At 49.1% G+C, this 21866-nt stretch carries 21 protein-coding genes and 1 riboswitch; of the genes, 6 read left to right on the forward strand and 15 right to left on the reverse strand.

Translation table 11 applies throughout. The annotated features are described in order from the left end of the window. Positions 1–85: 85 nt before the first annotated feature. A complete protein-coding gene (pdxR, locus tag M1D70_RS17575) occupies positions 86–1510 on the reverse strand; it encodes a MocR-like pyridoxine biosynthesis transcription factor PdxR (protein ID WP_456287496.1) in 1425 nt (474 codons plus the stop codon). Positions 1511–1768: 258 nt separating this feature from the next. On the opposite strand from pdxR, the gene M1D70_RS17580 reads away from it, so the two are divergent. Then, the gene (locus tag M1D70_RS17580; protein ID WP_456287497.1) at positions 1769–2296 is read left to right on the forward strand and encodes a thioredoxin family protein; all 528 of its coding nucleotides are present in this window, start codon (positions 1769–1771) and stop codon (positions 2294–2296) included. A gap of 257 nt (positions 2297–2553) precedes the next feature. After that, positions 2554–3486 (forward strand): L-lactate dehydrogenase, encoded by a 933-nt coding sequence (locus M1D70_RS17585; protein ID WP_456287498.1) that lies wholly within the window; start codon positions 2554–2556, stop codon positions 3484–3486. Positions 3487–3567: 81 nt separating this feature from the next. Here the strand turns inward: M1D70_RS17585 and M1D70_RS17590 are convergent, their stop codons facing one another. After that, positions 3568–4161, reverse strand: a complete 594-nt coding sequence (locus M1D70_RS17590; RefSeq protein ID WP_456287499.1) for a LysE family transporter — start codon at positions 4159–4161, stop codon at positions 3568–3570. Between the two features lie 128 nt (positions 4162–4289). Here M1D70_RS17590 and M1D70_RS17595 point away from each other — a divergent pair, with 128 nt between their 5' ends. Further along, positions 4290–4847, forward strand: a complete 558-nt coding sequence (locus M1D70_RS17595; protein ID WP_433940204.1) for a helix-turn-helix domain-containing protein — start codon at positions 4290–4292, stop codon at positions 4845–4847. A 78-nt stretch (positions 4848–4925) separates the two neighbouring features. Here M1D70_RS17595 and M1D70_RS17600 read toward each other — a convergent pair whose 3' ends face one another. From M1D70_RS17600 to M1D70_RS17625, 6 genes are all read right to left on the reverse strand, one after another. After that, the gene (locus M1D70_RS17600; protein WP_456287500.1) at positions 4926–5702 is read right to left on the reverse strand and encodes an ABC transporter permease; all 777 of its coding nucleotides are present in this window, start codon (positions 5700–5702) and stop codon (positions 4926–4928) included. A 15-nt stretch (positions 5703–5717) separates the two neighbouring features. Beyond that, positions 5718–6500 (reverse strand): ABC transporter ATP-binding protein, encoded by a 783-nt coding sequence (locus tag M1D70_RS17605; protein WP_456287501.1) that lies wholly within the window; start codon positions 6498–6500, stop codon positions 5718–5720. A 13-nt stretch (positions 6501–6513) separates the two neighbouring features. Beyond that, on the reverse strand, positions 6514–7476 hold the full coding sequence (locus tag M1D70_RS17610) for an ABC transporter substrate-binding protein (RefSeq protein ID WP_009593740.1): 963 nt from the start codon (positions 7474–7476) through the stop codon (positions 6514–6516). Between the two features lie 40 nt (positions 7477–7516). Further along, positions 7517–8971, reverse strand: a complete 1455-nt coding sequence (locus tag M1D70_RS17615; protein WP_456287502.1) for an aryl-sulfate sulfotransferase — start codon at positions 8969–8971, stop codon at positions 7517–7519. A 27-nt stretch (positions 8972–8998) separates the two neighbouring features. Then, positions 8999–9541, reverse strand: a complete 543-nt coding sequence (locus M1D70_RS17620; RefSeq protein ID WP_009593715.1) for a MarR family winged helix-turn-helix transcriptional regulator — start codon at positions 9539–9541, stop codon at positions 8999–9001. Positions 9542–10045: 504 nt separating this feature from the next. Beyond that, a complete protein-coding gene (locus M1D70_RS17625; protein ID WP_009593769.1) occupies positions 10046–11026 on the reverse strand; it encodes a glycoside hydrolase family 5 protein in 981 nt (326 codons plus the stop codon). 273 nt (positions 11027–11299) lie between these two features. On the opposite strand from M1D70_RS17625, the gene M1D70_RS17630 reads away from it, so the two are divergent. Next, positions 11300–12499, forward strand: a complete 1200-nt coding sequence (locus M1D70_RS17630) for an AGE family epimerase/isomerase (protein ID WP_009593760.1) — start codon at positions 11300–11302, stop codon at positions 12497–12499. A gap of 138 nt (positions 12500–12637) precedes the next feature. Next, positions 12638–13642 carry a substrate-binding domain-containing protein gene (locus M1D70_RS17635; protein WP_456287503.1) on the forward strand — a complete coding sequence of 335 codons (1005 nt, stop codon included), beginning with the start codon at positions 12638–12640 and terminating at the stop codon, positions 13640–13642. 146 nt (positions 13643–13788) lie between these two features. Here the strand turns inward: M1D70_RS17635 and M1D70_RS17640 are convergent, their stop codons facing one another. From M1D70_RS17640 to M1D70_RS17660, 5 genes are all read right to left on the reverse strand, one after another. Beyond that, a complete protein-coding gene (locus M1D70_RS17640) occupies positions 13789–14952 on the reverse strand; it encodes an MFS transporter (RefSeq protein WP_456287504.1) in 1164 nt (387 codons plus the stop codon). Positions 14953–15024: 72 nt separating this feature from the next. Beyond that, positions 15025–15124: riboswitch (purine riboswitch) on the reverse strand. 32 nt (positions 15125–15156) lie between these two features. Beyond that, positions 15157–15582, reverse strand: a complete 426-nt coding sequence (locus M1D70_RS17645; protein WP_009593736.1) for a VOC family protein — start codon at positions 15580–15582, stop codon at positions 15157–15159. A 113-nt stretch (positions 15583–15695) separates the two neighbouring features. Beyond that, the gene (locus M1D70_RS17650; protein ID WP_456287505.1) at positions 15696–16499 is read right to left on the reverse strand and encodes a DUF6597 domain-containing transcriptional factor; all 804 of its coding nucleotides are present in this window, start codon (positions 16497–16499) and stop codon (positions 15696–15698) included. Between the two features lie 80 nt (positions 16500–16579). Beyond that, positions 16580–17023: a hypothetical protein gene (locus tag M1D70_RS17655; RefSeq protein ID WP_456287506.1), complete on the reverse strand. Its 444-nt coding sequence runs from the start codon at positions 17021–17023 to the stop codon at positions 16580–16582. After that, complete coding sequence (locus M1D70_RS17660) at positions 17024–18244, reverse strand: aminotransferase class I/II-fold pyridoxal phosphate-dependent enzyme (protein WP_175320791.1); 1221 nt, start codon at positions 18242–18244, stop codon at positions 17024–17026. Positions 18245–18397: 153 nt separating this feature from the next. Here M1D70_RS17660 and M1D70_RS17665 point away from each other — a divergent pair, with 153 nt between their 5' ends. Next, on the forward strand, positions 18398–19603 hold the full coding sequence (locus tag M1D70_RS17665) for an MFS transporter (RefSeq protein WP_456287507.1): 1206 nt from the start codon (positions 18398–18400) through the stop codon (positions 19601–19603). 695 nt (positions 19604–20298) lie between these two features. On the opposite strand, the gene M1D70_RS17670 is transcribed toward M1D70_RS17665, so the two are convergent. Then, positions 20299–20628 carry a four-helix bundle copper-binding protein gene (locus M1D70_RS17670; RefSeq protein ID WP_456287508.1) on the reverse strand — a complete coding sequence of 110 codons (330 nt, stop codon included), beginning with the start codon at positions 20626–20628 and terminating at the stop codon, positions 20299–20301. Positions 20629–20875: 247 nt separating this feature from the next. Continuing rightward, positions 20876–21529: a type A chloramphenicol O-acetyltransferase gene (gene catA / locus M1D70_RS17675; protein ID WP_456287509.1), complete on the reverse strand. Its 654-nt coding sequence runs from the start codon at positions 21527–21529 to the stop codon at positions 20876–20878. Positions 21530–21866 lie beyond the last annotated feature (337 nt).

Raw genomic sequence — 21866 nt, forward strand, 5'->3', positions numbered from 1 at the left:
TTTTTGCTTATCATAACTAACAAATTGACCTGCATGGAATGGTCAGTTTGTTGGTGTTATAAAAGACAGGAGGGTTCCCGAGTGGTTAGTTCATGTTCCAGGCTTTTTGCAGCAGCCGAATGCCCGTTTCCATTTCGGACGCATTCAAGCTGGCAAATCCCAAGTATATCCTCGGGTACTGTCCAGCGTCTTGACGCTGCTTTATCCACGTCTTCCGCAAGTCATATACTTTCACGCCGGCTTTCGCAGCCTCCTGAATCAATTCCTCCGAGGTAGCTTCTTTTTTGACGAGCAGTTGAAGGTGAAGCCCGGCATTCTGACCCGTTATTTCAACAAACTTGCCAAGATGAGTCTCGATCAGCTCGATCAACCGATGATGTCTTTTCTTGTACAGGTTCCGAACTTTGCGAATATGGCGAAACCAATGCCCTTGTTCGAAAAAAGCGGTCATCGCCCACTGCTCCACACGCGATGGGGCAAAAAACACCTCCTGCTGCATTTGGGTCAATTGATGCTGCAGTGCCTGTGGAAGAACCAGATAGTTCATTCGCAGTGCGGGGGTGAGCACTTTCGAGAAGGTGCCGGCGTAAATCACCCGTCCGTTATCATCCAATCCTTGCAGCGAAGCAATCGGCTTGCCTTGGTAGCGAAACTCGCCGTCGTAATCATCCTCGATGATGTATGCATTTTTCGCATTCGCCCACTCCAGCAATCGTTCCCGCTCCGGATACGGCATAATGCTTCCCGTCGGGAATTGGTGAGAAGGCGTTACGTACACGAGCTCTGCATGGCTTTGCTCCAATCGGTCAAGCGAGATCCCCTTATCGCCAAGCGATATCGGAAGAATCTCGCAGCTATTCAGCTGGAATTGATCCCGTACCAGGCTGTAACCCGGTTCCTCGACGGCAACATGCTTCATCCCTTTCAGCATCCTGGAGAGTAGGCCTATGCTATATGCCGTTCCGGCACCAATGACAATTTGATCCGGCGTTGAATTGACCCCTCTGGAATTCCGCAGATATTCGGAAACCACGCGCCGAAGGGCGTATTCGCCTTGTGGATCCCCATACATTCCGATCTCGCATAAATGGTGGTCCAGCGCTTCCTTGAGCATTTTATTCCAAATTCGTACCGGAAAGGCAGCTTGATCTAATCGGGTTGGATTAAAATCGATGACATTGGGATTGGTATGCGCGTGGTAATGGATGACTGACATCGTGGTCATGGAGGGCGGCTGTTGATGCTGTTGGGAGTATGGGAATTCCTTGTAGGGATTCAGGACGTAAAGCCCCGACCTTGGTTTGCTGATCACATACCCTTCTGCTGTCAGCATCTGATAAGCCGTCTCGATCGGCGTCTTGCTTATATTGAGCTGAAGCTGGAGGGATCGTACCGATGGCAATCGTTGTCCGTCGGGAATTGCGCCGTTTCGGATACCCTCACGAAGTTGAAGGTATAACTGCTGGTATAACGGAAACTCGCTCTGCTCAGGTAAAAGGATATCAAACAAAAATGGACCACCTCAGGCTTTTTTAATATAAATTCAAGACCCACATTCCATTCAACTGACTTGCATAAACAGCTCCAAAGTGACCATTTCTGTGTGGTCAAATATATTCTAAGCTAGCTATAGGCTGAATGTACACCAAAACTACCCGTTCAGTACGAAAGGACGAATGAGCCAATGACAACGCCTATCCATCTTCGGCACAAAATAGGGCAAGGCCTATCCCCCCGTCAATTTACGGAGAGCATGAAGAGCCGGGAAATGAAACTGAGCAGCATCCCCAATACGAAGGAACAGTTTAGGCAAGTATATGACCGCTTTCAATGGGACGATGAAGAAGTTCAACGGTTCTTCGCTGGACGTAACGAGCGCGGCCAACTCCACTGCCTTATCCTCTGTACGGATTGGTGTCCGGATGTGATCTGGAATGTTCCCGTCTTGTTCCGGGTAATGGAATACAGCCGCATACCGACCGAAGTGCTTATCATGGAAGAGCATCAGGAAACGATGGATCTCTTTCTTACGGATGGTGGCCGTGCTCAACCGATCGCCCTCTTCCTTAATGCGGCTACCGGCGCGGTTCTTGGACAATGGGGCGCACGACCGGCATACATCCAAAACGTCATGGACGAGTTCAAAAGAAGAAATTACGATGATCAACAAGCCGGTTCATATCAGGAACAATGGGATCAGGTCTACACAAGGATCGGTGAACTCTACCATGACGGGAACGAATACCGGAAGGTCTTGCTTCAGGAGCTAAAGGAGCGGTTTACTTCATTCGCATGAAATGGAATCGCACCGACGACGGTTCGACATCGACATCTAGGACATATGAAAGGTAATGTGCAATCAAATCCTTCTATAGTGAGCATGAACGTAACTTAAATCACACTCCCACTGCTTAAATCTTCCTGAATATGTTATCATTACTATCGAAAGCGCCTAATGGAGTTGCTGTGTATACAGCTGTTCATTAGGGTAAGTAATTAGAAGCTTTCCATCTGTAGGACTTCATTAACTGAGTGCAAGGGAGAGAAACATTGATGACAAAAAATGAAGCTCAGCGCCCGTCCCGCGTCGTGATCATCGGTACAGGAGCTGTAGGAGCAACGACTGCGTACACCTTATTCTTGCGTGAAAGAGTATCTGAACTGGTATTGATCGATGCCAACCATGACAAGGCTCTTGGCGAAGCCTTGGATATGAACCACGGCCTCCCTTTTGCCGGCGGGGTGAAACTTTGGGCTGGAGATTACAGCGATTGCAAGGATGCAGACATCATTGTCATTGCCGCAGGCTCCAACCAAAGACCGGGCGAGACGCGAATCGATTTATTGAAGCGGAATACGGCCATATTTGACGATATTATTCAAAATATCGTGAAATACAATGATCACGGCATCATTCTCGTCGCTACGAATCCGGTAGATATTCTGTCTTACGTCACATTGAAAAAGAGCGGCTTCCCGGTTAATCGGGTAATCGGCTCAGGTACTTTGCTCGACAGCGCCCGCTTCCGTTATTTGATCGGGCAAAACAAAGGCATTAATCCGCGCAGCATTCACGCCCATATCGTCGGCGAACACGGCGATTCCGAGCTGCCGCTCTGGAGCATCGCCAACATTGCCGGTATCGGGATCGATCTGACGGAAGATGAAAGAGATGATATCTTTGATCGTACCAAGAACGCCGCATATGAAATCATCAACGCCAAAGGCTCCACTTCCTATGCTATCGCATTGGCGCTTGACCGGATCATCGTCTCCATTTTGCAAAACGAGGGTTCCGTTCTCAATGTGTCTACGCTGCTTACAGACTACCATGGCGTGTCCGACGTATATCTTGGGGTGCCTTGCGTGGTTGACCGCACCGGCGTTCGGGAAATTCTTAGCCTCGAGTTTAACGACGAGGAATTGACCCAATTCCATGCTTCCGCTAACAAACTGAAAGAACAGATTTCCAAAATCTTCGAATAACCCAAACAAGGCTTTCCGGACGAACGTTTCGGAAAGCCTTGTTCTTTTGGCATGGCGTCCGTGCACGACGAGGCCCGGTTCCTATCCATTCGCTGCATAAATTGAGAATGCGCTGTATATCAGAAGCAGTCCCATACATATATTGAACGTACGTTCATATCGGGACAACAGGTTCTGGAACAGCGAACCGCATAGCGCCCAGGTCATATTGGCGCAAATGCCAACGATGGTGAGCAGTATCGAAAATAATAACAGCTGCACATGGGTTGCTGCAATTGGCATCACGAAGGTCGATACGGCCGTAATCCCGTATAAAATGACCTTCGGATTCATGAATTGAAATATGAATCCGAACGTAAAGCTGTTAAATCCACCTGGCTTATCATCTGCATCCCCCTGCGGCCTGCTTCGCATGATTTTTACGGCAAGATAAATCATATACAGGAAACCGATCATATTCATAACCAATCGAATCTTCGGGATGTATTGATACATTGCCAAGTTGAAGTAGCTGGACAGCAGCATGATGATCAAACATCCGGCTGCAACCCCGCCGATAAAGCGCATCGTTGCTCGAAAACCGTAACTTCGTGCATTGGTCATCGAAATAATGTTGTTGGGACCGGGCGTAAATGAAGCTACAATGGCATAGGTCAACAGCGGAAGGATAAACAAGCTCTTAACTCCTTTCTTGTTTGTATGTTATAGTGATTTCAATCGGTCGTTATAGCGACCGTGCGTTATTATTATATATCATGTATGTTATAACGCACAATATTTACAGTTTAGAGGAGAACCATCATTTGAAACCCATCAATCTGATACTGGCGAACAATTTAAAGCTGCTCAGGGAGCAGAGAAAGCTGAGTTTGGATAAAGTCGCGGAAATGACCGGCATCAGCAAGACGATGCTGGGTCAGATTGAACGCGGGGAATCGAGCCCCTCCATAACCACCGTATGGAAGATTGCCAACGGATTAAAGCTTTCTTTTTCGTCGTTGATCAATGAGCCGCATTCCGGTACTGTCGTGGTATCACGGGAAGAGGTGCAGGCACTGGTTGAGGATAACGGCCGGATTCGAATTTATCCGTATTTCCCGTATGAAGACGGGCGGCGCTTCGAGATGTATTCATTAGAAATGGAACATGGCGGTTATTTAAGTGCAGAGGCCCATATCGAGGGTACGGAAGAGTTTATTACCGTTTTCGATGGTGAGGTCACCATTCGTGTCGATCAGGAGGAATATACGGTAAAGCCAGGTGAATCCATCCGCTTCAAGGCAGACAAACCACATGTTTATCACAATTCCGGGGATTCCCTGAACCGGTTAAGCATGGTGATCCATTATTCCGGATCATGATGTCGATGGTAAACAGCAACGGCACCCTTTTCATGAAGGGTGCCGTTGCTGTTTTGATACTGTTGTATTATTAACGTTTTACCGACGCAGCGAAATTGCGCTGACCACCCCATACCGGGACAGCAGCTTGCGGCCGAGCAGCCCCACGGCCCGGTCTGTCAGGAACCCCATTAACCCCAGGCAGATCAAGCCGACAAATATCCAATCTGTACGGAAGAACAATCGTGAATTCCATATAAGATAACCAACGCCTTCATTGGATGCAATCATCTCGGCCCCGATAATCGCCATGAACGAGGTTCCCATGGCAAGCCGAATGCCGGTGAACATGAAAGGGACGGTTGCAGGAATGACGACATGCAGCACAATCTGCCATTCGGACGCCCCCATGCTGCGGGCGGAGCGGATCTTATCCTCCTCAACGGATAAAACGCCCGTCAGCGTATTCAAGACCACGATGAAGAAGGTTGCATACAGAATAAGCATGATCTTCGAAGTCTCCCCGATGCCGAACCAGACCAGAAACAAGGTTATGAACGCAATCGGAGGAATGAACCGAATGAAATTGAGGAAGGGCTCGGCGAAAGCCCGGATCGGTCCGACCTTCCCAATCATGATTCCGACCGGGATCGCCAGCAGACTGCCAAACGTCCAGCCAAGCAGCACGCGGTACGAACTGATTCCGATATATTGAATCAAGGTGCCGTCCGTCAACAATTCGTATCCGCCCTTTGCCGTATAGACGGGACCCGGCAGAATTTCCGGGCCATACGCAAGGGACAGCAGATGCCAGACGCCAAGTCCAACCATCCATAACAGGATATGAAGGGACCATTTTTTAAGATAATTGCTCACGCGAACGCCTCCTCACTACTCGTCAAAATGCGATTGGATTTGGTTGTACAGGGCATGGAAGGCCGGGTCCGACAAATCTCTCGGGTATGCAAGCGGCACCTCATAGATATCCGTTATTTTCGAGGAAGGTCCAGCAGACATAATGCCGATGCGTCCTCCCAGCAGAAGTGCCTCCTGAATATCGTGCGTCACGAAGATGACGGTTTTGTCCGTATCCTGCCATATGCGGACCAATTCCCTTTGCATCGTGCGTCTTGTCATCGCGTCCAATGCGCCGAACGGTTCATCCATGAGCAGGATCGAGGGATCATTGGACAACACCCGTGCCAGCTGTACCCGTTGTTTCATGCCGCCTGACAGCTCGCGCGGATATTTGCTTTCATGTCCCGCAAGGCCCACGAGCTCAATAAACTCGCCGGATATCTCCCTTCTCATCTCAGCTGGCATCCGTTTCATGCGGAGGCCGAACTCCACATTCTCCCTAACCGTCAGCCACGGAAACAAGGATGAGTCGGCTTGCTGAAATACGACGGCACGATCCTGGCCGGGGCGCTCCACTTCCTTTTCCCCTACCCTTACTTGACCTGATGTCTTGGAGATGAAGCCGGCGATCAGACTGAGCAGCGTCGACTTTCCGCACCCGCTCGGTCCCAGCAGGACGAAGAACTCCCCGCCTTTAACCGCCAGGTTGACGTCCTGGATGATATAATGTAAACCGCCTGCCGATGCTGATGCCTGCGTGTAACTTTTATTCAACTGTTCAATATGGATTTCATTCTGCCTTGACGCTGCTCTCATTTTCATCATCTCCTTACTTCAAATCAATGACTCGATCCGGGAAGGCTGTTCTGACCAAATCCAGATTCAATTTATCATTCAGCTCGAAATCCTTCTCGATGATACCGTTAGCGACCATGTATTCCTTTTGCCCCCGCAATCCCGCATAGGCTTTGTCCGTAAATCCAATGCTCCATGGATTCTTCGGCAGATCCTTTAAGGTTGCTTCCTTCGGCTGCTTGACTTCTTCGTACATCAAATCCGCTGTTTCCTCCGGATGGGCTTGGGCATAAGCCGACGCTTCATCCAGCGCTTTCAGAAGCGCTACGAATCCTTCCTTGTTGCTGTTGATTAATTCATTTGAAGCGATCAAACCGGTGCCAAGCCTTACCGGCGTCCTCGACATATCCGATAGCTCTCTGGCTTCGGCAAGGGCACCGAACTTTTCGTTCAGCACCGCGCCATATACCCAAGCGGCGTCAATTTCGCCTTTTTTCAGCGCCACGTAGGCCTCGTCGAAGCCTCCTTGCCCGATCAGCTCCACATCCGACAATGCAACTCCGTTATCGGCGAGATAAACATCCCACAGATAGGGAATGAATGTGCCTCTGGAGAAACTCAATTTCTTGCCCTTGAGATCGGCAGCGCTGGCAATCTCTTTGCGGACGAACAGTTTCCATTCGCTTGCGCTCAAATCCGTGGCTGTTCCGGTTGAGGCGAATATAGAGTAATCGCCTTTGCTAACAGCATTCAAGAGTGGGAAGTCTGCACCGAAGGCAACATCCACCTGCTTAATAAACAAGGAGTTCACGCCTTCGGCCGGCGTTGCGAAGTTCACCAGCTCGGCATCAATCCCGTGTTTGTCGAAGATCCCCTTGCTCTTAGCTATACGAAACACCGCATTCGTGGAAATATCAGCGATTTTCAAATGAAATTTACTCTCTTGACTGTCGCCGCTGGCCTTACCGCATCCGCTGAGCAAACTCATTGCGAGCATCGATATCAGAAACCAAGCATGCCATCGTTTCAAATAAGGTCTACGCATCGCGATCCCTTTCTTTCTGCGTTATTTCATCGGTCCTGGCCACGCATAACGCACCCTCCCCATAGGAGATCGTGCCTTCTACTTCCACGGTCGTAACGGCACCTCTCGGTGCGGCACCTGGCAGACGGTAATCTGCCACATCAAGCGGAGCAATCTCGGTCTCTATGGGCAATTCAAGCTGTGGCACCCATTCATAAGGAACCCGGTATGCGCGGTAGACCATATTGGAGTTGCGGATATTTTTATAAGGCGATATATATTCCCATGCCAGTTCAAATTCTCTTGTCACCTCGAATATTCGGCCGTCGGCTCCTTCGGTAATCAAGGTGTTGCCGTTGGGCAGACGCTGTGCTGAGCTGATATACGGACTGTAGAAGCGGTATGAGTCCAGCGGAGCCTGAAAGCCGGCCTCCGTCGGCGTATACTGCCATTCAATCTCTAAGGTTGCGGGATTGATTTCCAGAATTCGCGAATGGTCGCGCCGCACTATTTTCAAGCCATCTGCCGCTTCCGGATTCGGCTTTCCGTATCCGCCCCAGCCGCCGTTGTCGAAGATCAGAATATTGCCTTCGCCCGGAAGTCCCTTCGGTATGAGGTGAGCATGATGCTGGCCGATAATCCAGCCAATATGCTTCGTTTCCTCCGTGGAATAGTCGGGGCCAAGCTTCCAGACAATGTTCCCGGTTCTTTTATCGATGATGGCAATAATGTTCGTTTCCCGTGCATCCCAGATTATATTATCGGGATGGAAGCGTTCGTCCCCCGCATCATAAAACCGGTTAGGACCCAGCACAGATACCGAGTTAATATGCATCCAATCGCCGGCATGGGCTCCGAAGCCGCGGGTATTCGGATCACGGGATAACGCTAGCTTCGCGTCCTCATCAAACCCGAGTTCATCAAAGTGATCGCTGACGGCCCATTCCCAAATGACATTGCCTTCCCAATCCACTTCGATGATCGTATCGTCCAACAGTTCGATGTCGGAAATTTCGGGACGCTTCACATTTTTGTGAGCTAGAATAAGCGTATTGCCGGAATCTACCTTCGGATCCTGCCCGGGTACATAATAACCGACGGGATTGCCCTCCCGCTGGTAATCATGATGCTGGCGAGCCATCCATTGTGCCGGATGACCCGGGTCCTCTATGTATTCATAACGATCGAATTTCCAGACGATATTGCCTTCCCAGTCGACCTGGACCAGATTGGTTTCATCCTGAAACCCGTATTTCGGATCGCGCTCTGAGGTGCTCCCAAGCACATAACCTCCGGGAAAGAGCTTGTTCGGAAATCCCCGGAGCCCTTTCCATAAGTGAACCTCCCTGCCGTTCATGTCAATCAGAAGGGCGCCGGTATCCGCAGCTTGATAAATTGTGTAGCCACTCCACGCCTTCCCCGGTTGAAATACGGTTGTACCCGTTGGATAAATCGTTGGATGTCCCATCGTTCAACTTCCTTTCTGATATGAATTTTAGTAAGAAATGAATTTGTTCGAGCGTTTCAGTGAGCCTGGATTGCTTTGATCATTTGCTGCCGGCGTATCGAAAGATGGACGGGGCGGCCGTAGCACGAAATCAGAGAAGCCCTCCAGATGATCGTTCAACCGTTCACAATAATGGATCAGATCCCGCAGCTCCTCGTGCGAGAATACTCCGAATATTCGTTCGATCGAACGCCCGCCTATGTATTGGTTACGCTTCAGCATTTCTCTTCCAGCATCCGTGATGTCCAGCACAATCGATCTCCGATCGCTCTTGCTACGTCTTCTCACCGCGAACCCGCAAGCCTCAAGTTTATCGCACAAGGCCGTTACCGCCCCGGACGTAAAATCGAGCTGTTCCGCAAGCTCCCCAAGCTTCTGCTCCCCATCCCGTAATATGGTGTTCAGGATCAACAAACCTGGCAGCGATACGCCTTCTATCGAGATTTTGTCACGCTCCTTGACAAATCTCCGCACCATTTTGCGAAAATGCCAATCCGCCTCTTCCATTAAGGCCCAATCCGTTTCTTCCATGCCGCTCCTTCCCGTGGAACGATAGCCTCAGACTCCAACTCATAATCCGTAACGATGTCCGGAAAATACAGAAAGGCTCCTATTCCCCCTTCCGTTAAAATAACGAAATCGAGTAAACAGGAGCCTTTGGTGGACCAATCGGCTGATATATCGTTCAATACTAAGATAATGAATGATCATTTAATGAGGACTGAATGAATTTGCTTGTGGCTAGATTAAACCAATTAATACCACCTGTCAAGTAGGAAATAAACATATATTTAAACCATCAAAACAAAACCCCGCACTAGATGCAGGTTTCTCCAAAGCCAAGCATATTGATATCGCATAAAGGTTGTTCCTCTTCTTTGTCGATAGGTCTCGAAGAGGATGCAAGAATAGGCTGTATGTCGATTCAGAAAATCCTATAGAAAAAAGCCGTCGAGACGGTTCCTCGACAGCCTGCATGCATCCCTATGTTTGTGCTTGCTGTAAACAAGCAATCTCATCCACCCTAATCCGACATTAATAAATGCCCGCTTTCTTGGAGGTTTGTTGAATTCCGTCGGTTCCATGAACCACTGTGTTCCCCCAGCCGGTCAGGTTTCCGCTTGGCCCTGCAGCCAGATCCAGATCGTTCAGCTCCGGGCTGTTTCCGTACCAGGACCAAGCCAGCCAACCCACTTCCTTCTGCTGCCCGTACTTCATAATAGCAATCTCATCGACATCGGCACCTTGATGATAGCCGCCGAACTCCCCAATGATTAAAGGCAATCCTTTGTTTAAAACATCGTCCATATTCGTTTTCACCGTAGCGGCATCCTTACCGGCATACTCATACATATGGATGGAGAATACCGTATTCTTCAGTTGATCGGAAGCAAATACCGCTGCCCCCTCATCCACGATGGATTGCGGGTATTGACCCCATCCCGCTGCATCAACGATCAACGTATTCTTAATGCCCGCATTTCTTAATTTGGGAATGGCCTGCTTATAACCCTCGGCCCATCCGCTGCTGTTCCAATTTCCATACCATTCATTGGCAATATTGACGATGACGCGGTCTTCTTTTCCGATCAAGGCCTCTTTGATGCCGATCCAATAGTCGACAGCCGCTTCAAGGGAAGCATCATCATCTTTGCCTGTCGCGTCATGAACCTCCAGAACGGCTATCATTTGATGCTGCGACACCAGCGAGATGATACTGTTGACGGCGTTCAGGTCATCCTTGATCCATTGCGACCCGTTCGACAAGACGACTCGTACGGTATTGGCTCCCGTTTGCGCGATAGCCGGAATAGCGGCGTTCAGATCATTCTTGTACCAGGTGTGGGGATGATTTACACCCCTCATCACAAAGGCTTTGCCCGTTGAATCATACAGCTTGGTACCGTTTACATAAAATCCTGTGGCTGCTTCTGAACTAGGAAGTTCACCGCCTAATGACACAAACGCCAGGATCGCGACTAGAATAGACTTCCATCCCTGCATCCATATCAACATCATCTTCCTCCTTCTGGATTCATAGTATTTGATTTCTAGCCTCGGTACTTGGTGATGGATCATAACCGAAGTGTTTAGATTGTTCTTATATTCTGATAATATTTAGGTAATCGTTAAAGTAATAATTCGAATTTTATATGCCTCACCTTCACCTGTCAATGGTGTATACATGTTTATTATAATGTTGCGTACAAAAGATTTCGTTGACATCGAACAATACTCTTTCTTAAAATATTTCCTAAGGTTAACGATAACTTAAAACGGAGGCTTTATATGACATTGACTTTACATACCCTGGGTTCTGAAATCCGAAAAGAATGGCTTGAGCATATCCTGCCTTTTTGGGGAGGATTGAAGGACGAAACCAACGGCGGTTTTTACGGCCAAGTGAACGCCGATTTAAAGATCGATGAACAAGCAGCCAAAGGCGGGATTGCCTGTTCAAGAATTTTATGGAGCTTTAGCGCAGCCTATCGGACGACGGGGCACGAAATCTACGTAGAGAATGCCAGGCATGCCTTTCAATTTCTCGCGCGCCACCTCATTGACCGCCAATATGGCGGACTGTATTGGATGGTGGATTACAAGGGAGTCCCGACAGATACCAGGAAACATATCTACAATCAAGCGTTCGGGGTATATGCATTAAGCGAATACCACCGCGCTTCCGGGAACCAAGAGGCATTGGATCTGGCCAAAGAGCTGTACCGTCTGATCGAGAGTAAGGGGTATGATGCGAAACGGCAGGCCTACAAGGAAGAGTTCGACCGGGAGTGGAACGAGCAGCCCAACGAAATGCTTAGCGGCAACGGCGTGGTCGCGCATATCACGATGAATACGCATATTCACGTCCTGGAAGCTTACTCCACGCTTTATCGGGCTTGGCCCGAGGCGGTGGTCCGAGAATCGCTTCATAACCTGCTGTCCATTCTGTACCATCATATTTTCGATGCTGATCGGAGACGTTTAGGGGTGTTTTTTGACAAGGATTGGAACCCGCTCGTGGATGTCACTTCATTTGGCCATGATATCGAGGCGAGCTGGTTGATTGACGAGGCGCTTGATGTTATCGGAAGCACGAATCCGGATTATAAGCGCATGGTTCTGGACTTGGCTTATGCCGTTTCTGAACGGGCCGTGCAGCAGGATGGTTCGCTTATGAATGAGCAAGAAGGCTCACATCTGGACACCTCCAGAATTTGGTGGGTCCAGGCTGAGGCTATGGTCGGTTTTTTCAATGCCTATCAGCGTACGGGAGATATTCAATTTCTAGAACAGGTCTTCAGAATGTGGAATTATACGGAAAAATATATTATCGATTCCCGCCCCGGCAGCGAATGGTTTTGGTCCGTTAATGGGAACGGAGAACCGGATCAGCATGAGATGGCCGGACCATGGAAATGTCCGTATCATAACAGTCGATTTTGCTTGGAAATCTTAAATCGAATCGAACAGATAAGCAGCAAGCTCTAACAGAATAACAATCAGAAATGCGCCTTTGCCTTTATTTGTCTCAGACGAGCAGGTATACTGTACTTGAATCATGGAATGATTGCATACATACTCGGACAGATGCTCTACTTCGACTGTAGATAAAAGGAGACAAGCGCGATGAACAAAAACATAACGATGAAGGACATCGCGGAGCAAGTTGGCGTCAGCACGGTGACCGTCTCGAAAGCCCTGAACGACAAGGAAGGCGTAAGCGACGAGTTAAAGTCAAGAATCAAAGCCGTCGCCAGCGAAATGGGCTATCGGGTGAACACCGTTGCCAGGTCCATGCGCGAAGGGCTGACTTACAACATCGGCGTCATCATTCCCGAACGTTTTACCGGACCCGACCAATCGTTCTATCTGCGCGTCTATCAAGAAACCTCCAAGGGATTGGAAGACTACGGGTATTACGGCATACTTCATATTTTAAGCAGCTCGGATGAACAGGCCTTGCAGCTGCCGCGCATCTATTATGATCGCAAAGTGGACGGATTCATTTTGCTGGGACAGATCAGCAAGCCTTACATCGAGATCATGCACGCCATCGAACCGCCGATTTTGTTTCTGGACTTCTACGATGACCATTCGGATATCGACGCGGTGGTTTCCGATAATTTTTACGGTGCCTATGAACTTACCAATTACCTGATCCGGCAAGGACATCGCAACATTGCCTATGTGGGCAGCTTGCATGCCACAAGCAGCATTCAGGATCGGTTCCTGGGTTACTATAAATCGCTGCTGGAGCATCATATCGCACTTCGGCAGGACTGGGTGATCAACGACCGGAATGAGCACGGCAATTATATCGACATCGAGATTCCGGATGAATTGCCAACAGCTTTCGTATGTAATTGTGATCAGGTCGCCTATTTGGTTGTGCAGAAGTTGCAAGGCATGGGTTACCGAATTCCCGATGACTGCTCCGTCGTTGGTTTTGATAACGATATCTACGCTACACTGACCGTCCCGCACCTGACGACGGTTGAGGTCAATATGAAGCAGCTGGCTCAAACGTCGATCCAGTCCATCTTAAGCAAAATCAGCACCCCTGATACCAAATTCGGCAGAATTGTCGTGAAGGGCAAGATCATCTATCGTTCTTCCGTCGCCAAGATGTAAACCCCTCCCACCATACAAGCATGCCTCGAACCACGCATCGTGCGCACAGGAAGCAGTTCGCACGATGTACAAAATGATTGAAAAAGAAAAGACAGCTGCATGGATGCGGCTGTCTTTTCTATAATTCGCGAAAAACGTACGGCTATTTATTTGCTAGTCTTCAACGTTAGCGCAGGTCTCGTCAAGGAATAAACGGCACAAACCAGGGACACGATGACGATCCCCCCGCCGACCCAGGCCGTGCTGGCTACGGTGCCTCCCTGCTCTAACACGAGGCCGCCAATGGCAGAGCCCAATGCGATGCCGATTTGCAGAGCGGAATTGTTAAAACTTTGCTGGATATCGGAAGAACCCGGATCCACTTGAATCAGATAATTCTGCAGTGGAGGAGCCAGGCTCCAGCTTAATGCTCCCCATACCATCATCACGACTAAAAACACGCCAATCGAAAATGTGGATAACGGAAGCACGAACAATACCAGCATGAATGACGTAATGATGATCACGATGCTCTTATGCGATCCGAGCCGATCCGCAAGCGCGCCGCCGAACGCCCCGCCACCGACGGCGGATAGTCCGAACAGGAAGTAACAGATGCTGATCCAATAAGGACTCAGACCAAGCTCCGATTCAAGAAACGGCGTAAAGTACGCATATATGGTGTAGTGCCCTGCAAGCATGAACAAGGTGGCCAGATGCGCACCGGCGATTTTCATCTTGCCCAGCGCCTTGATCTGAACGGATAACGGCGTAACATTTTCAGGCTTGATTCGGTCCAGGAACATGTAGATCAGAATCATGGAACCGATCGACAGGAAGCCGATACCCAGGAACAAAACCCGCCATCCGAAAGCCTCGCTGATCAGGATGCCGAGCGGCACGCCTAGCACCAATGACGAACTAATCCCCATATAGATAACGCCCAAGGCTTTAGCGCGATGTGCAGGCTCAACCACCTTGGCGGTAATCGTCAAAGATAACACGATAATCAGCGCCGTACTCATCGCGGTTAAGATTCTGGCTGCCATGAGCAGCGTAAAGTTCGGGCTTACATAAGCCAGCAAGTTACCAATAAAGAAAATAAACAAGGAAATCATGTAGAGCCGTTTGCGCTCCACTCTTGCCGTCAGCGCAAGAAGCACCGGTCCCGCTATCGCATAGACCAGGGCGAACACGGTAATCAGCTGACCCGCTGTACCGAGTGAAATATGCAAGTCGTCCGCAATGAGCGGCAGTATCCCGCCAACAATAAGTTCAACCAGCCCGACGGATATCGTCGAAATCGCTAGAATTAATACTTTCAGATTCATCTGGAATGAAATCCCCTTTCTACGAAGTTAAATTGCCTATAGTCAACCAAAAAAAATAAATCCCGATTACAAAAAATGACAATCATTTTCTGTAATCAGGATTTTACGGTTCCTGGTAGAGACCCTCAGACCATATTAATGAGGTTATACATTCAAATAAAATATTCAGTTGCACAACAATCGTTGATTAATTTATCACATCCGTTACGAAAGATCAACCTCCCATGCAGGATTCCAGCAAATCTCCCACAAATGCCCGTCCGGATCGAGAAAATGACCGGAATAGCCTCCCCAGAAGGTGTCTTGTGCCGGTACGGTTACGGTCGCGCCCGCTCTACTGGCTTGCTCCATCACCTCATCCACTTCTTCTTTGCTGCCGACGTTGTGGCCGATCGTGAATTCCGAAGAGCTTGGGGACGATAAGGGAACATTCGCTTCAACCGACAGATCCTTGCGATTCCATATCGCCAGTTTCACGCCTGCTTGCAGGTCAAAAAATGCTACAGCCCCATGCTCGAATTCAGTGCCAATGATTCCTTCGGTCGGAAGCCCGAGCCCGTCACGGTAAAACTTCAGGGATCGTTCCAGGTCATCAACGCCGATTGTAAGTACGGATATGCTTGCTCTCATTTTACGTTACCTCCTGTAGATCATCGTCGTTACCTCTACCCCATTGTCGTTCAACACCCGAAAGAAAGATTGTAAAAAACGGACAAACCTTGCCGCCGCCATGCATACCAAATTTATGGTTGAAACGCCTGTTTCGGCGACATGCCGTATAATCGCTTGAAGCTGTTGATAAAATGAGGCTGATCATAAAATCCGTATTGGGCAGCGATATCTGGAAACCGGTGAGGTTTGGAACGGCGCATCTCCTGCAGCAAATTCTGAAATCGAATGATGTCCGACATTTCCTTCGGCTTCATGCCCAATTCCTTCTGAAACGTTCTTCTTATGTTTCTCTCGCTGTAATTCAGTTTTTCGGCCAAGGCATGAACCGTTATTCTCCCCTTGGAGGCGTATACATGCTGCATGCCTTGCTCCACCAGCGGCTCGGAACAAACGTTGCTCCGACTTAACACGTTGAATAAAAACGTCTCAATCAGCTCGATGCGTCGGGCGGAGTCAAGAGCTGTAACCATTTCCTCGTTCAATTGATTCACCTGTGCCCCCCACGCTTCTTCCAGGAGAACGGGCCCCTCCCTAAATTCGGAAGCGGGAAATTGGATGAACGGGCGAACGGTTTCCGCAAAAAAGCGAATACCGAACAGAGACTGCTCCTGCGTGAGTATCGCCGCTTCATAACAGGACATCAGACCCGTAACGAAGCCGGAGGCCGAGGCGGTCCGTGCCTTCAAATTAAATATGATATCCACGCAACCGTCAGGAAGGATGCGATGGAGCGGAGCTTGAATGGACGTAACTCGGTATTCCAAGCTCCAATAACAGGCTACATATGGCATCAATGGCTGGCACGGCCTATATTCCGTATAGGCATAATCTGAAGCAGGAGATTGAATCTCTATGGCCGGTGCTTGTACAGGCATAAAATTCCGCAATGCGCTCACCCTTAATTATGCTTGAATTAGCAAACAACTTGAACGGAAAAATGTAGTCTTAGCGTCTATCAATCATGCTGTCCTGCTTGAATCTGCAGGTTCATAAATTGACCGTCTCGCGACGTAATGTAAACCTTCCAATCCCCCGTTACTCCACGCCCATGATGCATGGCGAATGTCCGGGTTCCCTCCGTGCCGGCTTTGACATCCGCGTATCCGAATTCCTCCGTTCCCCGGTAGACCTTCAGCATCACGTGGCCAGTGCTGTTCTTGTTATGAACCTTAACGGTTAATTTGCTGCCCTGCTCCGGCATGGTGGTAAACGTGTTTTCATAGGCATTGACGCTTTGGTACTTATCCAAGTCTATATATTGCACCGTAAATGGAGTGTTGTTGTCAGCACCCTCAACTTCCTCTATGTACGATGCATGATGATGAACGAGTTCGCCTGCACTCTGAGGGAACAGCGCCAACGCCAGAAACATGGCGAAGCCGACTCCAAGCCATTTCATTTACGGCGAAACACCTCCAATAAATTTCCCTATGCGCACCGCCGCCTCGCGCAGTGCTTCCTCTTCCTGGACCAGCGCGATTCGCACGTAGCCTTCACCTTCAGAGCCAAAAGCATCTCCTGGAATAACCGCTACGCCTGTATTCAACAGCAATTCGCGGGCGAACCGCCGCGAACTCCATGCTTCCTCGCGAAAAGCTTCAGGCAGCCGAGCCCATAGAAACATCGTGGCCTGCGGTTTAGGGACGTCCCATCCCGCTTCGGCCAGGGAAGCTGCGAGGACATCACGGCGCTGTTCATACAGCGAAGCAACACCTCGTTCTTCGTGGGAAGCAGCCATGGCTTGACGCAAGGCATGGACCGCCGCCGTCTGAACCGGCTTGAACACGCCGAAATCGATGTTGCTTTTATATTCCCTTAGCGCGCCGACAGCTTCCTCATGACCGGCAAGAAAACCGATGCGACAGCCTGCCATATTAAAGCTTTTGGAGAAGGAATGAAACTCCACCGCAATGTCGATGGCGCCTGGAGCCTGCAGTACGCTTATCGGACGATAACCGTCAAAGCCCATTTCGGAATAGGCCAGGTCATGGACGATGAGCACGTCCCATTTTTTCGCCAAACCGACCAGCTTTTCAAAAAAAGCAAGATCGGCCTGAACCGCAATCGGATTCCCCGGAAAATTCAGCAGGATGAAGGTCGCTTTCACCCAAATCTCCTCCGGTATGCTGTCCAGATCGGGCACGAACCCCCGCTCTTCTTTCAGTGGCAAATACCAAGGCGTTACCCCTGCGATCGCAAGGGCTCCGGCATAAATCGGATATCCCGGATTCGGCACAATAGCCAAATCCCCCGGATTGCATATGGCTTGGGCCAGATGCGATAATCCGTCCTGAGAGCCCATTAAGGCCAGTATTTCCGTATCGGGATCGACGTTCACGCCGAAGCGGTGCTTCATCCACGCTGCCGACTGCTCTCGGAATTCCATGGTTCCTCTGGTGCCCGGATATGTATAGTTATCTTCTTTTAGCGCTTCTTGGCTCAGGATCTCGCGTATATCGTCAGAAGGACCACGGTCAGGACTGCCGATACTCAAATCGATGATATGTCTTCCCGCCTGGGCAGCTTCTTGTTTCCATTCGCTGACCTCGGCAAATATCGAAGAACCGATCTGTGATAATTTGTCTGCACGCCATGATCGCTTTGAAGTTTGATTCGTCATGGTATCCACCCACTCCACTTTATTTTTTCCTTCATTATAGCATGATGCCGGCTAAGCTTCTCTTGGAATTCCGATCTAGGGGCTTGACTTGAAAAGCCTTTCATAACGTAAGATCGAACCATATAAAAAGAGAAACCAGGAGAAGAGACAACCATGACCAGATTGAGAGAAACCATTTTTATTATCGCATTTACGTTTGCAGCCTTTGTGCTGGGTACCACCGAATACGTCATTGTTGGATTATTGAAGGACATTAGCGCAACTCTCAGCATTTCGCTTGCGGCTGCAGGTGTCCTCGTATCCTGCTTTGCTATCGCTTACGCGCTCGGAACGCCTTTTGCAGTGACGCTGCTCGGACGCATTCCGCGGCATGTTACCATCCTGTCAGCGTACATTGCGGTGTTGGTGTTTAATTACTTGACCATCTTCGCCACCACGTATCCTGTCATGCTGTTCATTCGCATCATCACCGCCATTCTGTGCGGATTGACCTTGTCGCTGGCCATTGCCGCAACCAGCGAGCATATGAGCGCTTCCCGCAGGGCTGGCGCGGTTGCCTGGATCATTGGAGGTTTTTCCATAGCGAATGTCCTGGGCGTTCCCGTCGGAACGCAGATCGGCCAATTGGCTGGATGGCAAACCGCTTTTATCGTTACCTCACTTGTGGGGATCATCCCGCTTGCGTTAATGTTAGTCGTTATGCCCAAGAGCAATACGATTAGCGTAAGCTCCATGAAGCAGCAATTTGCCTTATTCAAAAACCAACGGATTCGTCTTGCATTCTTCATTCCGGTCTTCGGCGTAGGCTCCGTATTTATCGTATACACGTACATCACGCCGCTGTTAGAGAACGTGCTGGGGATACCTCAGCAATGGATCAGCACCGTCCTGCTGGCTTACGGCGCTTTCACGATTCTAAGCAACTGGCTTGGCGCCAAGGTAGCGCAAGGCAATTCCCGTGTAAAATTGAAAGTGATTTTCACCATCCAAGCGATGATTATGACGGCTCTGGCTCTCACCCTATCACTCCCGTGGATGGCATTGGCATCCTTGATGCTGGTCGCCTGCTTCTCCTTTGCGCTCAGTACCGCCGTTCAGTTATACCTGATTGACCTGGCAGATGAATCTTCGCCCGGCTCCAAGGACTTCGCATCCACGCTCATGCCGGTTGCATCCAACATGGGAATTGCGCTCGGCTCCCTTCTGGGCAGCCTGGTCGTGGACAGCATTGGCCTGGCCTACCTGCCGTGGGCCGCAGTTGCGTTCGCTATCGGAGCTTTTGTCATAACTTCCCGCTGCCATCAGCTCGATCAGGAGCAATCGGAGTTAATGCTCCTGACATCGGTTAAAGCTTCATAGAACGCACTCATTTGCAGGTACGAGAGATATTTTTGGACGGCGGAAAAAGGCCATACTCGCTATAACAGATAACTTATCACTAAAGCGGCACAGTAAACTCGTATTCATTCGATGGTCAAGTAATCCAAGGCTCGTTTGAAATTCAAAAAGCTTACCCGTTAAGTAACGGCGTAAGCTTTTTGTTATGCTGTTATTCAGTTTGGCAGGAATCGGCATGAGTCCAATATCATGCCGATTCCAGCAAATAGCGAATCCGCTGTCCTCACAATCTCCTTATTCGGCGATCACCAATATAACAGCCTAGATTAACGTCGTATTACCGACTCACTCATTAGGATACTACCGCCATAGATCCAGTTTTGTTTAACGCCATGGATTTAGGCTTTTAGAGGACACTGGTTCCGCTATTCCTTTGTTTTTACCTATCTCGCGGCATTATGCGGACATGAGATCCGCTATTGCAGTATTTAGCGGGGATTCATCCGTGATTATGGTGCAATAACGGATCCTCTGTCCGCTTGATCGCCATTATAGGCCCATTTCTGCGAAATAGCGGATCTTCTGTCCTCATGAGCTCCATTTGGGGCAATTTTCAGCATGAGCGGAGCCCACTCAGTCTACATGCACCCCTCAACTAGCCCATTCCAGCTATAGCGAGCCTCCGCATCGTCCATCTGCTCGATCGATACCCCTGCTTAAGCCGCCATCTCCCGGCATGCCTTTGCACATCTGAAGCAGGCTTCCGCACATTCCTGACAGTGCTTAGCGTCATGCTTCTTGCACTCGTTACCGCAAGCTTCACAAACATCGGCACAGATCCTGCATATCTCTCTGGCATACATGCTGTTCGTGGACATGGCCTGAGCCGCAAAATTACAAATATCCGCGCACTGTCGATCCAATCGTATGCATTCCTTCAACATCGCAACGTCCTGCTCCTCCAAACATGCGGTGTAACAATGGTTACAAGCTACCATACAGCGCAAGCATTCCTCGATGCATTTTTGAAATGATTCGTGTGGCATACAACATTCTCCTTTCGGTGTTAGCGATTATAGGATTACCTTGTACCAAGGTTGTATGTTATTAACCAAAACTTGTGAAGATTCTATGAGGATTTTTCGGAGCGTATGAGCAGCCGCGTTTAAAGGTGTAATTAGATTAGATTAAAAAAGACGACTGCACAGCAGCCGTCTCTCCTTTTTCATGATGCCATGAATGCACCATTTCCCGTTAATATACTTCGAGTTGGATCATTCATCGAACATCCTATTATTTTAGCCAGTCCTCACAGGAATCCGCCATTTTTTGCAAAGCTTGAAAGAACATGCTGGCATGGTAACCATCACACACCGCATGGTGCACCTGCAATGAAACCGGAAGCAGCATGCGCCCTCCCTGCTCGGCGTATTTGCCGCCCGTGATGATCGGCAGCAAATATTCTTTATTAGTGGCAATATTCAGGTTGAACCCGCTAAACCTTGCCCAGGGGATCATGGATATGGGAAACGTATTGGGTGGTGGATTCTCCTTAACGAAGATCCCTTTGACATCCCGATAACGTTCCATGTCCTGCTCATATAGATCATGGAATCGATCAAAATCGTTCGCAAATTCAGTCCATAAGCTCGAGAAGGTATGATCATCCTTGTGAAAAAAGGTATAACTCGGCGTCATGGAATCCCAGTACCCCAGCTGCCCCTCTGGGCTATACGAGGTTTTGAATTCTACGCGTTCATTGACAATCCGGGTCACCATGTAAATAAAAGCCGGGTAAAGCTTATACCCCCGAATCTTCAGCGCTTGAAGCAACAGCGTGATATCCGTGTCTACAGTCATGCTGTAGGTGCATTGATTTACGTTTGTGTAATGCTCGAAATACGGCAATCTGTTCCACCGCTCAATATCAATGGTATGGAAATTCATTTTTTGCCCTCCTAAAATAAAATCGTTCTATTTCAGGAGGGTACATCCACCGCTTTAATCACAAGCCATCACTCCAAAGTTTTTATATCAGTCTGCAAACTCCTCGATTACATTTATAATCCCGTACGACTTTCACGCTATCACAGAAAAAGGCCGTGTTGAACACTCATATTGTGTTGTGTCCCTATTATAAATCATCACGCTCTTAAAAAATAGAGAATGACAATCCATGCTCCCGCCAGCTTACGTACTTTTGAACTCAACTCAACGCATCTCGTCGACGGGATACGCTCAAAAGAAAAGGCTTTACTCCTCAAGCAGATGCTCAAGCAGCAAA

The sequence above is a fragment of the Paenibacillus sp. AK002 genome (assembly GCF_053903045.1).

Excerpts from the sequence above, each read along its gene's own strand:
- catA (WP_456287509.1), bottom strand. The coding sequence starts at position 21,529 with ATGAATTTCCATACCATTGATATTGAGCGGTGGAACAGATTGCCGTAT.
- M1D70_RS17635 (WP_456287503.1), top strand. The coding sequence starts at position 12,638 with ATGAACAAAAACATAACGATGAAGGACATCGCGGAGCAAGTTGGCGTC.
- M1D70_RS17625 (WP_009593769.1), bottom strand. The coding sequence starts at position 11,026 with ATGTTGATATGGATGCAGGGATGGAAGTCTATTCTAGTCGCGATCCTG.
- M1D70_RS17640 (WP_456287504.1), bottom strand. The coding sequence starts at position 14,952 with ATGAATCTGAAAGTATTAATTCTAGCGATTTCGACGATATCCGTCGGG.
- M1D70_RS17665 (WP_456287507.1), top strand. The coding sequence starts at position 18,398 with ATGACCAGATTGAGAGAAACCATTTTTATTATCGCATTTACGTTTGCA.
- M1D70_RS17670 (WP_456287508.1), bottom strand. The coding sequence starts at position 20,628 with ATGCCACACGAATCATTTCAAAAATGCATCGAGGAATGCTTGCGCTGT.
- M1D70_RS17650 (WP_456287505.1), bottom strand. The coding sequence starts at position 16,499 with ATGCCTGTACAAGCACCGGCCATAGAGATTCAATCTCCTGCTTCAGAT.
- M1D70_RS17630 (WP_009593760.1), top strand. The coding sequence starts at position 11,300 with ATGACATTGACTTTACATACCCTGGGTTCTGAAATCCGAAAAGAATGG.
- M1D70_RS17620 (WP_009593715.1), bottom strand. The coding sequence starts at position 9,541 with ATGGAAGAAACGGATTGGGCCTTAATGGAAGAGGCGGATTGGCATTTT.
- M1D70_RS17605 (WP_456287501.1), bottom strand. The coding sequence starts at position 6,500 with ATGAGAGCAGCGTCAAGGCAGAATGAAATCCATATTGAACAGTTGAAT.
- M1D70_RS17610 (WP_009593740.1), bottom strand. The coding sequence starts at position 7,476 with ATGCTCGCAATGAGTTTGCTCAGCGGATGCGGTAAGGCCAGCGGCGAC.
- M1D70_RS17585 (WP_456287498.1), top strand. The coding sequence starts at position 2,554 with ATGACAAAAAATGAAGCTCAGCGCCCGTCCCGCGTCGTGATCATCGGT.
- M1D70_RS17615 (WP_456287502.1), bottom strand. The coding sequence starts at position 8,971 with ATGGGACATCCAACGATTTATCCAACGGGTACAACCGTATTTCAACCG.
- M1D70_RS17645 (WP_009593736.1), bottom strand. The coding sequence starts at position 15,582 with ATGAGAGCAAGCATATCCGTACTTACAATCGGCGTTGATGACCTGGAA.
- M1D70_RS17660 (WP_175320791.1), bottom strand. The coding sequence starts at position 18,244 with ATGACGAATCAAACTTCAAAGCGATCATGGCGTGCAGACAAATTATCA.
- M1D70_RS17655 (WP_456287506.1), bottom strand. The coding sequence starts at position 17,023 with ATGAAATGGCTTGGAGTCGGCTTCGCCATGTTTCTGGCGTTGGCGCTG.
- M1D70_RS17580 (WP_456287497.1), top strand. The coding sequence starts at position 1,769 with ATGAAACTGAGCAGCATCCCCAATACGAAGGAACAGTTTAGGCAAGTA.